Source organism: Spirosoma lituiforme, assembly GCF_054776635.1.
The window spans coordinates 1-14,839 of sequence record NZ_BAAHBO010000020.1; the positions used below are offsets into that span (position 1 = coordinate 1).

Below are 14,839 nucleotides of genomic sequence, written 5' to 3' on the forward strand. Positions count from 1 at the left end.
CAAGACACTTTTCTAGGCTTTGGCATGCTTTTTCTCAACTAAGAATTGCAGACAATGGTAGGAAGTCTTAGTTGTCAAGTCAGATGTTGAAAAATCGATTTGGGAAGCAGAGTTGTGCAACAGCCACAGGCGTTTGAAGCGATATTAATGCTTCTTTAGCAAAAAGTAAGTGTGTCCCCCATTATCCTCCGGCACAAAGTAACTCTCAAGATAAGTAAATCCTGTTTCAGTGAACCATGATTGATAGGTAGCTCTATCCGCATGACTCCAATACATCTTCGCCCCCGATTGATTCCAATTTGAATCAGTGCCAGTCCATTCGCTTGCTCCTACTGTGCATAGAAAGTAGCCCCCTGGCCTAAGCCATTGGTAGATGTTTTTTATTAAATCAGGCTGTTCAGTCACAGGAAGATGTATAAGTGAATATAAAGCAATGATGGCATCAAATGAGCTACCGGGAAAGATAAGGTTGGCCATATCAGCAATCTCAAAGCGAGCTTGAGGAACATTGATGCGAGCCTGCTGAACCTGAACCGGCGAAAGATCGACGCCTAGGTAGGCAAATTGCTGGCTCAGAAAACGGGCTGTTGGAATGCCATCTGCGCAGCCTAATTCGAGAATACTGGCATTAAGGGGTAAAAGGCTAGTCAGAGCCGTTAACCACTCGCTATATCGATCTGGACTCAACTGTTCGTAATGAGTCCTGTAGAGACTACTCAACTGATCATATCCTTCTTGAACGATGCGTTTAGGGTCTTCCATAGCGTTATCAACTCACTTTACAGATGGTCAAATTATAAGATTCCTCTCAGATATCTAAAATTCTAAATTCTCAAATAATGCTCCTACTTGAGACGAAGGAGCGTTTATGTATCTGATTCAATATTGGGGCGTTTTTTAATAACTGTAAATAATTATTCGTAGCATACGCCAATATGGCATGAAGTGGGAATCAAGAGATTGTTTAGGGCGTCAACTATATAGAAGCTATTGGCCCTGTCAGCGATAGGTGGACCGTAATGACACCGAGTTTCTTCGATTTACGGGTCCGCTAACTTCTATAGTCCACTTGTGAGAAGTACCCGTTTTACGGTCAAACCTTGCCCATTACCAAGCCAGATTGAGTAACGTACCCACTGACAACTGACCCCAGGCCGGGTTCGCTGACCGGAGTTGGAAGGTAGCAGTTTAAATTACCCATTGCTGATGGGTTTGATCATACCACACTCGTTCAATTTGTTCGCCTTGTGCCTGCCGAATGACCTCATGGGGCTGATCAGTTACGATCTGGCCCTGAGAAAGGCGAATAACCCGATCGGCTAACGCCTGCACATCGTCCGGATGATGACTGACGAGCAGCGTCGTTGTTTTCCAGGCCCGATGCAACCCCAGCAGGACTTCTCGTAACTGGCGGGCGGCCTCTTCGTCCAGGGCGGCAAAGGGTTCGTCCAGCAATAACAGCCGGGGCGACCCGTTGCTGCTGGCCACCGGACAAAGCGGTTGGTTTTTTGTGCACAAAAGGGCCTAATCCCGTGGCCGAGATGAGTTCGTCTGCCCGGCCGGTTTCCCCTTTTGGCGTGACAAACAGGATGTTTTCCCATACGGTCAGGTTGGGAAACAGGGCGGCATTCTGAAAGATGTAGCCCACCGAACGCTGTTGCGGACGAAGATTAACGTTCTGTTGTCTATCCAGCCAGATGGTATCATCCACCTGGATGCGTCCCAGGATAGGCGTTTCCAGGCCAGACAGTAGCCGAAGTAGCGTCGTCTTGCCCGAACCCGATGGCCCGACCAGGGCCGTCAGGCTGCCCGAAGCCAGTTCAAACTGCACATGCAGTTCACCGGCTCCTTCAGCGAACAACCGGGCCATTTTCAGGTGAGCCGTGATCATAGGGTAACCCGTTTATTGAGGCTGTAAACAAGCAGTAGAATTACAAACGATAAAATCAGCAACAGGGCGGCATACGCATGGGCCGTATCAAAATGCAATAGCTCGACTTCATTGTAAATCGCAATGGAGGCCACCCGAGTTCGTCCCGGCAAATTACCCCCAATCATCAAGACCAGCCCGAACTCGCCGATGGTGTGGGCAAACGAAAGAACGATACCGGTCAGTAAAGCTGGTTTACAGTTGGGCAGTAGGACCCGCCACAGCGTTCGCCGGGGCGACTGACCCAGCGTGTAAGCCGCTTCGCGCCAGGATACGGGTGGGTTCTCCAGCCCCGCCTGGATGGGATGTACCATAAAGGGGAGGCTATACAGGATCGATGCGACGACCAGGCCCGGAAACGAAAAGACCAGTTGCAGATCGAACGTGTCCAGAAGCCAGTGACCCAGCGGGCTCGTTGGACTAAAGGCCAGCAATAAGTAAAACCCAACGACCGAAGGGGGCAGTACCAGCGGTAGGCTAACGAAGGCTTCCAGCAGGGGCTTCGCCCAAAACTGGCTGAGGGCCAACCAACTGGCCAGGGGTACACCCACAAGTAGCAGTAAAAGCGTGGTGACACTGGCTAAGCGCAGGGTCAGCCAGATGGGTTCCCAGTCGATGGGCATATAGCAAAGGAATATTAAGATTTGGGGGTGCGGTAACCATACTGCTGCAACAGACGTCGGGCAGCCAGGGTCTTCAAAAACTGAACAAATTGCTGGGCTGCCTTGGGTTGGTCCGTCCGCTTAAGTACGACCACCCCCTGGGCAATGGGTGAATAACCCGGTGGGGGCAGATCAATCCAGTGCCCACGTCCCTTCAGGGCCGGATCGAGTACGACCGATTTTGCAGTAAAGCCCACCTCGGCGGCCCCCGACAGCACATACTGGTTTACCTGGGCAATGCTTTCGCCGTAGACCAGACGAGGCTGAAGGGAGGCCAGCATCTTCCGGTATTTTAGCAGCGAGACAGCCGCTGCGCCATAGGGAGCCGTTTCGGGATTAGCCAGGGCGATATGCCGAACCAGGGGGTTTTGTAAGACGCGCAAATCAGCTGATAGGGGCAACTCACTCAACGTCCACAGCACTAGCGAGCCGTAGGCGTACACGATTGGTTGGCTGGTGGTAAGGCCCTGTTGGTGGAGGGCATTGGGGTACTCCATATCTGCTGACAAAAACACATCAAAGGGGGCTCCCTGCTGAATTTGGGTCGTTAGTTTGCCCGATGAGCTGACGATGGATTCGATCTGAACGCCGGACTGTTTCTGAAAAGCCTCCCGTAAGGGTTCCATGACAAACTGAGCATTGGCCGCTACCGCTACCCGCAGCGTTTGGGCGAATGTACTGCTGGACCAAACCAGCAGCAGAAAAAAAAGGGTTCGCTTGATCATTCTTCAGTAGATGTTTTCTTGACTCTGGCCACTTGTTTCCAACGGGCTTTCGATGGAGTCGCTTATTGACCTCAGCGGATACAGTCAGTAAGGTCGGGGTCAGCCCAGCCAACACCGACCCCACAAAGCCAGCGTGCAGAAACCCTACGGCTGGCCTGTAAACCGGATCATTAACGAACGACAGCGTAGAATCAGGTTCCTATATCGTTATGTTTATTCAAATATAGCGTTTGAATTGATTAGCGAGGTCTATTTTTCGTTGTCTGCCTGCCAGAACGTCTTTTCTGCCTTGTGGTAATGACCAAGCCACCCTCACAACGGGCGAAGGCCGCCAAACCGTCGCTCCTGTCCTTTATCTTAGCACCCTAAACTAGTTCGACAAGGCACAATGAACAAATTAACGCTGAATGGCCGGATCTGGCTGGAAACCTCGTCCGGCGAAGTAACGGAACGGTTTATGGGCATTGGCCGACTGGAACTACTGGGGCACATTCAGCGGACCGGTTCCATTAGTCAGGCTGCCAAGGCCATGAACATGTCCTACAAGCGAGCCTGGACATTAATTCATTCGATGAACGAGCAAGCAGACAGCCTGCTGGTAACCACCCAAATCGGGGGCGAGTAGGGAGGGGGAACCATCGTTACGGCCGAGGGCGAAAAATACCTGGCTCTCTACGAGTCTCTACAGGAAAGGTTTCAGCAATTTTTGCGCGAGGAGATAGCCCGGCTGCCGGGTTAAACGTTCCGGTTTAGTTCGCTCATTTGTTTACCGTAACCGTATGCCAAACGAATGCGCGAAAGGGTTATATTTACTCGAAAATAACGCCCTGTATGAGATACGTCTTCTTGTTTTTTCTTTTCGTTCATTCGACCCTACAAGCCGCCGTCAGGCCCGACACTACCATAACGCCCAAAGATTCGTTGCGCAAAATTCAACTCAGTGAAATAGTCGTCTCCGCGTCCCGAGTGGCGGAAAGCATTCTCAAATCGCCGGTCAGTATTGATGTCATTGATGCGCGACGTATTCGGCTTTCGGCTCAGCCCTCGTATTTTGATGCTATTGAGAATATCAAAGGGGTTCAATTGCTTACCTCCAGCTTAGGCTTTAAAGTCTATAACACACGCGGCTTTGCGGCGACCACCAACGTCCGCTTCGTTCAACTCGTCGATGGTCGTGATAACCAGGCCCCCCACATTGGTGCCCCGATTGCCAGTGCGTTGGCTCCATCGGACTTAGACATTCAACAGGTCGAGCTGGTGCCCGGCGTAGCGTCCGCCCTGTATGGCATGAACGCGTTGAACGGTCTGGTCAACATTTTAACGCGCAATCCCTTTGATTCCGAGGGACTGAGCATTGGCCAGAAAACCGGCGTCAACCACGTGAGCGATGCCGCCGTATCGCCCAAGCTCTATTCCGAAACCAGTATCCGGTATGCCCGCCGACTAGGGAATCGGTTCGCGGTCAAAGTGAACCTGGTCTATCAGGGAGGCTACGACTGGGTGGCGGGCAACCGGGATGATCTGAATCCCAATGGCAACGCGTCCCTGGGCCTGTTCGGGGCTGATAATCCCGCTTACGACCCCGTCAACGGATACGGGAACGAAGCGGCCAACCGGCGAACGCTCACCCTGGGAGGTAAGCGGTACAGCATTGGTCGAACGGGCTATTACGAAGCGGAGGCCACCGATTACAGCTTGCGGAATCTACGGGGCGATGTATCCCTGCATTACCGCTTCTCGCCAACCGTCGAGCTGGCCTACACCTACCAGGGGGCCACGTTAAACAATGTCTACCAGCGTACCAACCGCTTTCGACTGGAGAATTACCGGCTCGAGCAGCACAGTCTGACCTTAACCACGCCCTCGGTGCAGGTACGGGCCTACCAAACCCACGAAAACACGGGCGATTCCTATAACATCCGGTCCATGGCCGAAAACATCGACAAGTCATTCAAGACCGATAACCAGTGGTTTGCTGATTTTACCAACCAGTTCAATACCGATACCCGGGCCGGTTTAGCGGTGCCGGATGCTTTGCGGGATGCCCGCGCCATCGCCGACAAAGGCCGCCCGGTGCCGGGTACACCCGCCTTTAACGACCTGATCGCCAAACTTCGCGACATTAACAACTGGGACATTGGCGCAGCCCTTCGGGTGCAGTCCTGGATGTATCATGTAGAAGGCCAGGTCGAACCGACCCGGGTCCTCTGGCAGCGGTTTCGTCAGCAGACGGGCCTCAGCATTCAGGCGGGGTTCGATTTCCGGCGGTATGTGGTGTTCCCCGATGGCAATTATTTTATCAACCCAACCGAGGCCGGCAAAAATCTTATTTACGGTAAAACCGGCGGCTTTGTCCAAATCAATCGCCAGTTCTTTGACAATCGGCTGAAGGTGGCCGGATCACTGCGGGTCGACAAGAACTATTACTTCGACGCCCGGTTGAATCCCCGGGTATCGGTTGTCTATTCACCCACCGAAGCGCACAACATTCGCCTGTCTTACCAGAATGGGTACCGCTTTCCCTCCCTCTTCGAAGGCTTTACCAATATCAACTCCGGGGGGGTCAAACGGGTGGGTGGCTTGCCGATCATGTCGCAGGGAATTTATGAAAACGCTTACCTGGTCACCTCCATCAATGCCTTTCAGGCGGCTATTACTACCGATGTTAACACCAATAAGCTGACGACCGATCAGGCTATTCAAAAGAATAAAGGTCTCCTCAAACAGAGCCCCTACACCTATCTAAAACCCGAGCAGGTCAATAGTTTTGAAGTGGGCTACAAGGGCTTGCTATTCAAAAATCGGCTTTACGTGGATGCCGACGTCTACTATTCGGCTTATAAAAACTTTATCGCCCAGGTGAATGCCAACCTGGCCAAAGGCTCGAATCGGGATTCGCTGGCGTACTACTTTTCGTCCTCGACCACCCAGGATCGGTATCGGCTGTGGACCAACTCCCAAACCCAGGTGTATAATTACGGGGCCAGCTTAGGGCTTCGCTACAGCCTGACCCCGAACTGGTCGGTGGGTGGCAATGCGGCCTATGCCAAACTCGACCGGGCCGATAATGGCGACGGATTAGAAAGCTCCTTCAACACCCCCCGCTGGATTACCAACCTCAACATCTCCAACGGCAATCTGTGGAACGGGCTGGGCTTTTCGGTAAATTATAAACACCAGGACGCATTTTTGTGGCAATCGGAACTGGCCACGGGCAATGTATCGGCCATCAATACGCTGGATGCCCAGGTGAGTTACCGGCTCTCAACGCTTAATCTGTTGGTGAAAGCGGGGGGGACGAATGTCCTCAACCAGCCCTATTATACGTTCATTGGTGGGCCAGCGGTAGGCGGGCTTTATTACACGAAGCTGGTCTGGGAACCCAAATTTTTAGCGGGTAAACAGTAGGCCTGATCAATCGCCTTGATTCAGCCAGAGTCGCCATCCAACTGCTTCTGTGGCCAGGATCTGGCCTAAAAAAGCTTCGGCATCTGCCGGGCTAGAAGGCGAAGTAGCCTACTTAGCCCGGCAGATGTCTGTAAGTAAGATACGGTAAAGCTCAAATCGTGGTCCGTTATCTGCTTATCTCCGATTTTATGGATAACGAGCGACTTGTGTTAGGGAATAGGCTATTCGATAGGTCAAACCGTTATATTTGTCAAAATACAACGTTTAACTCAATCTACCTGCATGAAACACGGGGTTTACACGTCGTTACTTGGCTTACTGGTTTGTTTTGCTTCCTCTTCTGCCTTTGCTCAGCCTGCTACGACCACGGATTCCAGCCGCACGTTTCGATTAGGCGAAGTAACCGTTCTAGGGCGACGTAGCCTGGACTCGGCCAGTACCGCGCTGAGTCGGCAGATCGAAGCCTTCAATCGGCTCGATGTGGGGAATGCACTCAACCTACTACCCGGGGTGACGCTCTCCAATGTGGGTGCCCGCAACGAATCCATGGTATATGTCCGAGGGTTTGATCTGAGACAGGTGCCCGTATTTATTGATGGGATTCCAGTCTACGTGCCCTACGATGGGTACGTGGATCTGGGGCGGTTTACCACCTTCGATCTGGCCGAGATTAATGTATCAAAAGGCTTTTCGTCTGTGACGTATGGCCCCAATACATTGGGTGGCGCGATTAATCTGGTATCGCGTCGACCTCAGAAAAAACTTGAGTTTGATGGCCGGGCAGGGTTGCTTAGCGGACAGGGTCGCCGACTTAACCTGAATCTGGGCAGTAACTTGGGGAAGTTTTACCTACAAGGTTCAGCCTCCCAGCTCAAACAGGAAACCTTTCCCTTATCCAAGGATTTTATCCCTCAGCCGCAGGAAGACGGTGGCAATCGGGAGAATGCCTATCGGAATGATCGGAAGTATAGCCTCAAAGTGGGTTTTACCCCTAATGCGACGGACGAATATACCCTGAGCTATATTAATCAGCGGGGAACCAAGGGTACACCTCCTTACGCAGGTGCCGATTCCCGGCAGGTAGCCCGTTTCTTGCAGTGGCCCAATTGGGATAAGGAGAGTCTCTATTTTATCTCCCGGACGTCCCTGACGGCGAGCAGCTATTTGAAAGTTCGTCTGTTCTATGACAAATTTACAAACCTGCTGAGTGCCTTTGATAATAATACGTACACCACCCAGCAACGGGGCTCGTCCTTCAACAGCTATTACAACGATGACACCAAGGGCGGTTCGCTTGAATACGGCAATCGGCTTGCCACGAGCCACAACTTGAAAGCATCATTTCATTATAAACAGGATCGTCACCGCGAAAATAATGCCGGAGAACCGGTGCGTACGTTCATCGATCAGACCCTATCGGTGGGCGTGGAGGATGTGTGGGCCCTGACCAATAAGTTGTCCCTTGTTCCAGGGGTCAGTTATAACAGTCGGCAAAGCCTGCGAGCCCAGAATTACGAACCTGCCACGAAAACCATTTCGTCTTTTCCTGGAAATAATAGTGATGCGCTAAATGCCCAAGTGGGTTTGTTTTACAATCCAGCATTACAACGGCAGATAAGTTTCACCATCGCCAAGAAAACCCGGTTTGCAACCGTGAAAGACCGCTATTCCTACCGCATGGGCGCAGCTATTCCTAACCCGGACCTGAAAGCGGAATCCGCCCTCCATCTGGAAGCAGCTTATACGAATCAGCTTAGCCGATTGGTATCCCTGCAAGCTAGTGCCTTCTACAGTCGCTTGAGGGATGCCATTCAACAGGTCAATAATGTGCAGCCGGGCATTTATCAATTTCAGAACACGGGACTGGCTCAATTTTACGGGGGTGATGTTTCACTGACAATACCGCTGAGTCCCGCGTTTCAGGCTGGCGCACAGTATTCTTACATTCACCGCCAAAACCTGAGCAATCCTGACCTGAAGTTTGTGGACGTGCCCGATCACAAACTCTTCGTCTACGCTCAGGCCCAGCTCCTGCGCCGAATCAGTTTGATTGGCAATGTAGAATATGACTCGGATCGGTATAGTACGAGTTACGGCACCCAGGCGGCTAGTTTTGTGGTCGCTAACGCGAAGGCCTCCGTTCGATTGCAACGCTATATGAGTCTGGAAGGCGGTGTGAATAATCTGTTCGACCGCAACTATGCACTAGCCGAAGGATTCCCGGAACCTGGCCGCAACTTCTATATTAATCTAGCCATCAGTAATTTGTAGGAACTAGTATGAAAAACATAAACACACACTTGGCCGGTTGCTGGTCATTATTAGTACTGATCGTTTGCTTGCTAACCGGGCTGACGAGTCAGGCGCAAACGGTATTGACCGTAACGGGAGAGGTCACCAAACCGTTAACTTTACAGGCGGCCGATTTAAAAGCGATGGCTCATATAGAGGTAACGGGAAAAGATCGCGATGGCAAAGAACACCAGTATGCAGGCATCCTGGTCGTAGACCTGCTGAAACAGGCGGGTGCCACCTTGGGCAGTGAACTACGGGGTGAAAACCTAACCAAATATGTCATTGTAAAAGCCATTGATGGGTATGAGGTCTTGTTCGCCTTGCCCGAACTGGATGCGGACTTTGCTTCACGATCAATTATTTTGGCGGATAGCGTGGATGGTGCGCCATTAGGGTCCGGTGTTGGTCCCTATCGAATCGTCGTGCCAGGGGAGAAAAAACCGGCCCGCTGGATTCGGGAAGTGAAATCGATTGAAGTACGTTTTGCTAAATAAAGGGCTATGCGATACTGGAAACGTAGTTTAGTCGGTGCCATGGTGATGGCTAGCCTATCGGCCTGGACGATGGTCGACGATCCCGTGCCAACCGGACCGTACCCGTTACACTATCCTGCCTCGTTTGGTGGACGGTTTACCATTCCTGCCGATAATCCAACTACTCAGGAAGGGGTTTACCTGGGGCGTATGTTATTTTATGAGCCCCGGTTATCGTCTACGCAGACCATTTCGTGTGCGAGTTGTCATCAGCAGGCGCGAGCGTTTACCGATGGGTTAGCGCGAAGCATCGGTGTTCATGGGAAACCAACTCAGCGCAATTCGATGTCGTTGACCAATTTACTCTGGGTACGTCAATTATTCTGGGACGGCCGTTCCACGAGTCTGGAAGAACAAGCCCTGGTGCCGCTGGGGCATACCGATGAGATGGGCTCTAAACCGGGCGAAGCGGCCCGAGCTTTACAGAAAACGATACCGTACCCAGCGCTATTCAAACAGGTTTTCGGCTCCGACACCATTACCGATGGTCGGATTGGCAAAGCCCTTGCTCAGTTTGAACGGACGTTAATATCAGCGAATTCCCGGTATGACCAGTATGCAGCGGGCCAGTACCAGCTAACCGAATCCGAAGAGCGGGGGATGCAGCTGTTTAACCGGTCACCTTCGTCGGAACGCAACGTTCGGGGTGGTAACTGTGCCCATTGTCATGGGGGGGCGAAACTCTACCAAGAATTATTTCATAATAACGGGTTGGATAAGCAAGCCACGGATTCGGGTCGGCAAGCGATTACGGGATTAGCTCTCGATCGGGGTCGTTTCCGAGTGCCGACCTTACGTAACATCGCCCTAACGGCCCCGTATATGCATGATGGCCGGTTCGGTAGCCTGGAAAAGGTGCTGGATCATTACAGTGAGCACATTCAGCTTAGTCCCATGCTGGCACCTGAATTAGCTGGTCAGCCGAACGGGTTTCATCTGACACCGGGCGAAAAAACGGATTTAGTTTCCTTTCTACGTTTGTTTACCGACAGTACCTTTATTCATAATCCCCAATTCGCCAACCCCCATTAGCACTACTTTGTCGTAAACTAATGGCAGTTTTGGCACGGACTAGGCTTTTGATTCATCCTCGTTATTGATTACCGGATCTTAACCCAGCCACGAACCCTTTATGGCCAGACAGATTACCACTGGACTTGCTACATTTGACTGGAGACGAACTTTAGGCACATTGGGGAACAAACCCGAAGTTAGTCATGAAAAAAAGACGTGTGTTTGACGAAGCATTCAAACAAATGGCCGTCGAGCTATCTCATGCCAAAGGTTCTGTGCAGGAAGCCGCCCGTGAACTTGGCATCGATTCAAGCCGGATCACCAAATGGCGACAACGCTACAAAAGCCCTGGTCAATTCGCAACTGGGACTACCGCCCTGAGCGAGGAGCAGAAGCTGATCAAACGACTACAGAAAGAGCTGAAAGAAGCTCAACTTGAACGGGATATACTAAAAAAGGCAGTCGGCATCTTCTCCAGGGGCGACCGCGCGGCGGACCGTGGGAAATATTCCGATTTATAACGGAACACGCCAACCAGTTTCCCGTTGAGAGGATGTGTAAGGTACTGAAGGTGAGTAGTAGTGGCTACTACTATTGGCGCAAACATCCGATTGGAGCCAGGCAGCTAAAACAAAGTCAGTTACTGGATGATATCCGGCAGGTACATGCCCAGAGCGAGTCTCGCTACGGTAGTCCTCGGATTGCTGATGAATTGCGGGAGCGGGGCGTGAAGACATCACGTAACAGGGTGGCCCGCTTGATGCACAAAGCGGCCATCCGCAGCATCATGTACAAAAAGTATCGGGTCCAGACCACAGACTCAGCGCATGATTATCCGGTGGCTGAAAACTTGCTAAATAGGGAATTTACGGCTGATAGGCCGGGCCAGAATCGGAGCGCCGAAGCGATGGGTTTCGGATATTACGTATGTTCCTACCGGTGAGGGCTGGCTGTACTTGACGGCGGTTCTGGATTTAGCGGACCGGAAAGTAGTCGGCTGGGCTTTGAGTGATAGCCTCAAAGCGACTGACACGAGTGTGGCAGCGTGGCGTATGGCGCTCAAAAACAGGAAGATAAACGACAGAATGCTCTTCCATTCGGATCGTGGAGTGCAATACGCCTGTACTGAATTCCGGCGTCAGCTAAAGGGCTTGCCTGTGGTACAGAGTATGACGGGGCCGCCCGTGCGGCCGGAAAGGCAATTGCCGCGTCGGCGGTCCGATGGGACAATGCAGTGGCTGAAAGTTTTTTTTAAACGTTCAAAAGTGAGCTGGTGCACCATGCTGATTTTCCTACACGGTCTGCTGCCCGGTTGGCCACCTTCGAGTACATCGAGGGGTGGTACAATCGTCGGCGGAAACATTCAAGCTTGAATTATCAGACTCCTACTCAACAAGAATCTTGTTTCTTAACCTCCCTAATGGCTGCTTAAGTGAAATCTCCAGTGTACTGTTGCAAGTCCACGTTTTGAAGATTTATCGGCGGTTACGTAAGCAAGGCGAGCTGGTCAATCATAAGAAAGTCAGACGTTTGTACAGAAGTTTAGGGCTAAGCTTACGGCGAAAAACTAAAAAGCGCTTACCTGAAGCAGTCCGTAAACCGCTGCCCAAAGCAACGGCTTGTAATCAGTGCTGGTTATTGGACTTTACGTCTGATAACTTAACCGGTGGGCGGAAGTTTCGCACCTTGAATGTAGTTGACGACTACAATCGGGAAGCCTTGGGTATCGAAGTTGATTATTCACTGCCCGCCCAGCGCCCGATTGTTAGATCAACTGGTTAAGCGGTATGGTAAGCCAGAGCGGCTACGCAGTGATAACGGGTGGTCCGCCACCGCGGCCAGAATTTATCAGTCAGGCCTTGCAGGATTGGTGTCAAGATAAATTGATTGAGTTGTGTTGGATCGAACCAGGCAAACCAACCCAAAATGCGTATATCGAACGATTCAATGGGACGTTTCGCCGGGAGGTTTTAGATGCTCACATTTTTACGAGTATCCGACAAGTACGTCAGACGGTGGATGCATGGCTGGAGGAGTACAACACGGAACGGCCCCATCAGGCCTTGCAGTTCCTAACGCCTGTTGAGTATCGACAGGCGGCTTAAATTCCAGTCAAGACTGGCTCACCGAATGGGGTAAGGACAAGTTTATCAAAAACTTGTTCGATTCCCAGGCAAGTGGTGCCTCCTTTCGCAGGGTCGTCCATCACTTCACCAATAGAGATAAGGGAGATGCCCTATCCTGAAATGTGGCTGACCGTCCGTTGAGAGAAGACTTAAAACCAGGACGCCCACTCTAACCGTAGAATGGGCGTATAAAGAAGCTAGACGCATTAGCGAAGTCGTTTTAGACCGTCATTAATAGCATAACGATTTCTTGTTTGACTGAGCTACGGATACGCTTAGCCGAAAAGTTAGACTGTAATTCCCTGCGTAAAGAACAACAGTACATTGTCGCGGCTGTAATTTTGGTGCACGGGCTTGTTTGTATCAGCGTCGCCAGCCACAAAATTGTAGGTGCCTGGATAGTTGCCATCTTGGGAATCCTCTACGCTTCCGGCCAAAGTTTGGCCAGCCATTATGCCAAAGCCAGCCAGGCTAAATGTAAAGGCATTCGTCGTTTCATCAACGACAGTTACCTCCGAGACTAAATATCCCCCTTCTTCGGTCTCCATTAGGGGTTGCTGGGATAACAGATGTGCTTGTAGGTACTCGTAGGGCGTTTGCATGTTGTTTTTTCTATAACAACCAAGGCAACACGCTCACTGTTCAGACCAAAAGACGATCGGTTTTAGTGAGTAATACTATAAAATTAAATAAGCAGGGTTGTTCTGGCAAAATCAATAAGTGTTATTGTATCTATAAAAACCACCTGCGCAGGGTGAGGAATAGGACGCCGGAGTTGGGCTATCGAGTATAGTGCACCAAATGGTTATTATGCTCAAACTGACAATAGTTAAGGCTGCCCCGCTGATTCCGTCAACTCCAGAGCAGTCGATTCCGCTTGGGATTAATTACATCCGGCCACTTTTAGACATGCACAACTTCTTGGGCTGGCAGTACCTATGTAGACACTGAATTAAGGAATTTAATGGACGAAGTAAGTCATGCTCTAAATTGTATTTATTGGAGTAATGAGCAGTCAATCGTTACCTAAAGGTGTGTTGAATTTAATAGTAGATTTCTAATACTGATTCTTATTTTTGTCGTGCTCGTTAAGCCGTGTTTACTACTCCATGAGCGAGTACAATGGCATCTTGCATCGGCACGTCCAAGCCCGCATTGTCCGTCCTGAGAGCCGGTACTGGCTAGGCTGGGAACCACATAGCACATTCAGTAGTATAGTGGCTTAGCCAGTACCTTTTACCCACATTTTGTCGCTGGTAAGTATTTATTTTGGTGTCACACATCGTGTATGACATGTCTTGTTTTTGTCATACATTCTGTAGTACTTAACATAACATCGATTATATAACAGATGTATCTTTTGAAACTTAATCTCATATTGTTGATAATAGGGGTAAGCTTTGTCAATAGCAATGGCCAATCACAAAGCTTTTTCAGACACTATCGCCATTTCTGGGCGCTACGGGTTGATAAAGCTCAAGATCAGAGCTTAGTTAAACAGTTTCCAGATGCTAAAATGCTTGATGCTGTCCAAATGAAGGACCGAATGAGAAAGGTTGATCAGTTGCAAAAGATGTTTGTGACTTTTCAGGACAGCACTCAAATAGATCTTGCCAAGAGTAGCAGGCTGTTTTTACTCATCTTCACTGACCCGCGAACTGGCTTGGAACGAACCTACGTGTGGGATAGAGTCCATAAACTGTATTTTGAAGAACATATTCGTAAAAGCCCAACTGGCCCTGCTCGACTGACGGCCGAGTTGAAGAAGTTGCCTCAATTCGACAAGTCAATGAATGTAGTCATCACAACGAAGGACGATAGTTTACAATCGTTGCTGGAACAGCAAAATTTGAAAGCTATGTCTCAACTCGCTCACGAGCACCAATTACCAGGTGGAGAGACATGCTTTGGACTCATATGCGATCAATTTGGCCAAGTTGTCCGATTCACTCATATTGAGTTACCCGCTTTTGAATACATTCGGACGGACAAAAAATAGGTGCCCACTTAACATATTGCCACTTATACAACACTTTCATACAATGAAAATTTTATTTGTATTATCTATCGTCCTGATTTTGATGACAGGCTGCAATAGGGAAACAACTTCAGTCCAACCACAGACTACCACATCAACTAGCTTGAC

The 14,839-nt window shown here is 50.4% G+C and carries 15 protein-coding genes and 2 pseudogenes; 12 read left to right on the top strand and 5 right to left on the bottom strand.

Going from position 1 to position 14,839, the window contains the following annotated elements:
- Positions 1 to 144: 144 nt before the first annotated feature.
- The 4 genes from ACYU87_RS26980 to modA all read right to left on the bottom strand — a co-directional run bounded on the left by ACYU87_RS26980 (position 145) and on the right by modA (position 3,317).
- Positions 145 to 762 (bottom strand): class I SAM-dependent methyltransferase, encoded by a 618-nt coding sequence (locus ACYU87_RS26980; RefSeq protein ID WP_461137118.1) that lies wholly within the window; start codon positions 760 to 762, stop codon positions 145 to 147.
- Positions 763 to 1,276: 514 nt separating this feature from the next.
- On the bottom strand, positions 1,277 to 1,891 hold the full coding sequence (locus ACYU87_RS26985) for an ATP-binding cassette domain-containing protein (protein WP_461137119.1): 615 nt from the start codon (positions 1,889 to 1,891) through the stop codon (positions 1,277 to 1,279).
- Positions 1,888 to 2,553 carry a molybdate ABC transporter permease subunit gene (gene modB, locus ACYU87_RS26990; RefSeq protein ID WP_461137120.1) on the bottom strand — a complete coding sequence of 222 codons (666 nt, stop codon included), beginning with the start codon at positions 2,551 to 2,553 and terminating at the stop codon, positions 1,888 to 1,890. The genes ACYU87_RS26985 and modB overlap by 4 nt, the downstream gene beginning before the upstream one ends.
- A gap of 14 nt (positions 2,554 to 2,567) precedes the next feature.
- Positions 2,568 to 3,317: a molybdate ABC transporter substrate-binding protein gene (gene modA / locus ACYU87_RS26995; RefSeq protein WP_461137121.1), complete on the bottom strand. Its 750-nt coding sequence runs from the start codon at positions 3,315 to 3,317 to the stop codon at positions 2,568 to 2,570.
- 388 nt (positions 3,318 to 3,705) lie between these two features.
- Between modA and ACYU87_RS27000 the strand changes: the two genes are divergently transcribed.
- The 11 genes and pseudogenes from ACYU87_RS27000 (at position 3,706) to ACYU87_RS27050 (ending at position 12,672) form a co-directional block, all read left to right on the top strand.
- A complete protein-coding gene (locus tag ACYU87_RS27000) occupies positions 3,706 to 3,942 on the top strand; it encodes a winged helix-turn-helix domain-containing protein (RefSeq protein WP_461137122.1) in 237 nt (78 codons plus the stop codon).
- Between the two features lie 206 nt (positions 3,943 to 4,148).
- On the top strand, positions 4,149 to 6,725 hold the full coding sequence (locus ACYU87_RS27005) for a TonB-dependent receptor (RefSeq protein ID WP_461137123.1): 2,577 nt from the start codon (positions 4,149 to 4,151) through the stop codon (positions 6,723 to 6,725).
- Between the two features lie 282 nt (positions 6,726 to 7,007).
- A complete protein-coding gene (locus tag ACYU87_RS27010) occupies positions 7,008 to 8,996 on the top strand; it encodes a TonB-dependent receptor plug domain-containing protein (protein WP_461137124.1) in 1,989 nt (662 codons plus the stop codon).
- Positions 8,997 to 9,004: 8 nt separating this feature from the next.
- Positions 9,005 to 9,514 (top strand): molybdopterin-dependent oxidoreductase, encoded by a 510-nt coding sequence (locus ACYU87_RS27015; protein ID WP_461137125.1) that lies wholly within the window; start codon positions 9,005 to 9,007, stop codon positions 9,512 to 9,514.
- Between the two features lie 6 nt (positions 9,515 to 9,520).
- Positions 9,521 to 10,585, top strand: coding sequence for a cytochrome-c peroxidase (locus ACYU87_RS27020; RefSeq protein WP_461137126.1), 1,065 nt, complete (start codon positions 9,521 to 9,523; stop codon positions 10,583 to 10,585).
- A 185-nt stretch (positions 10,586 to 10,770) separates the two neighbouring features.
- The gene (locus ACYU87_RS27025; protein ID WP_461137127.1) at positions 10,771 to 11,088 is read left to right on the top strand and encodes a transposase; all 318 of its coding nucleotides are present in this window, start codon (positions 10,771 to 10,773) and stop codon (positions 11,086 to 11,088) included.
- Positions 11,089 to 11,120: 32 nt separating this feature from the next.
- Positions 11,121 to 11,510, top strand: a complete 390-nt coding sequence (locus ACYU87_RS27030; RefSeq protein ID WP_461137128.1) for an IS3 family transposase — start codon at positions 11,121 to 11,123, stop codon at positions 11,508 to 11,510.
- Positions 11,511 to 11,523: 13 nt separating this feature from the next.
- Positions 11,524 to 11,688: pseudogene (locus ACYU87_RS27035) on the top strand (IS3-like element ISLbl1 family transposase); the annotation flags it as partial.
- Positions 11,689 to 11,834: 146 nt separating this feature from the next.
- Positions 11,835 to 11,999: pseudogene (locus tag ACYU87_RS27040) on the top strand (IS3 family transposase); the annotation flags it as partial.
- Positions 11,969 to 12,349 (top strand): IS3 family transposase, encoded by a 381-nt coding sequence (locus ACYU87_RS27045; protein ID WP_461137129.1) that lies wholly within the window; start codon positions 11,969 to 11,971, stop codon positions 12,347 to 12,349. The pseudogene ACYU87_RS27040 and the gene ACYU87_RS27045, both read left to right, overlap by 31 nt.
- Before the next feature lie 5 nt (positions 12,350 to 12,354).
- On the top strand, positions 12,355 to 12,672 hold the full coding sequence (locus ACYU87_RS27050; protein WP_461137130.1) for an integrase core domain-containing protein: 318 nt from the start codon (positions 12,355 to 12,357) through the stop codon (positions 12,670 to 12,672).
- A 308-nt stretch (positions 12,673 to 12,980) separates the two neighbouring features.
- On the opposite strand, the gene ACYU87_RS27055 is transcribed toward ACYU87_RS27050, so the two are convergent.
- Complete coding sequence (locus tag ACYU87_RS27055) at positions 12,981 to 13,295, bottom strand: hypothetical protein (protein WP_461137131.1); 315 nt, start codon at positions 13,293 to 13,295, stop codon at positions 12,981 to 12,983.
- 758 nt (positions 13,296 to 14,053) lie between these two features.
- On the opposite strand from ACYU87_RS27055, the gene ACYU87_RS27060 reads away from it, so the two are divergent.
- Positions 14,054 to 14,692, top strand: coding sequence for a hypothetical protein (locus ACYU87_RS27060; protein ID WP_461137132.1), 639 nt, complete (start codon positions 14,054 to 14,056; stop codon positions 14,690 to 14,692).
- The last annotated feature ends 147 nt before the right edge of the window (positions 14,693 to 14,839 follow it).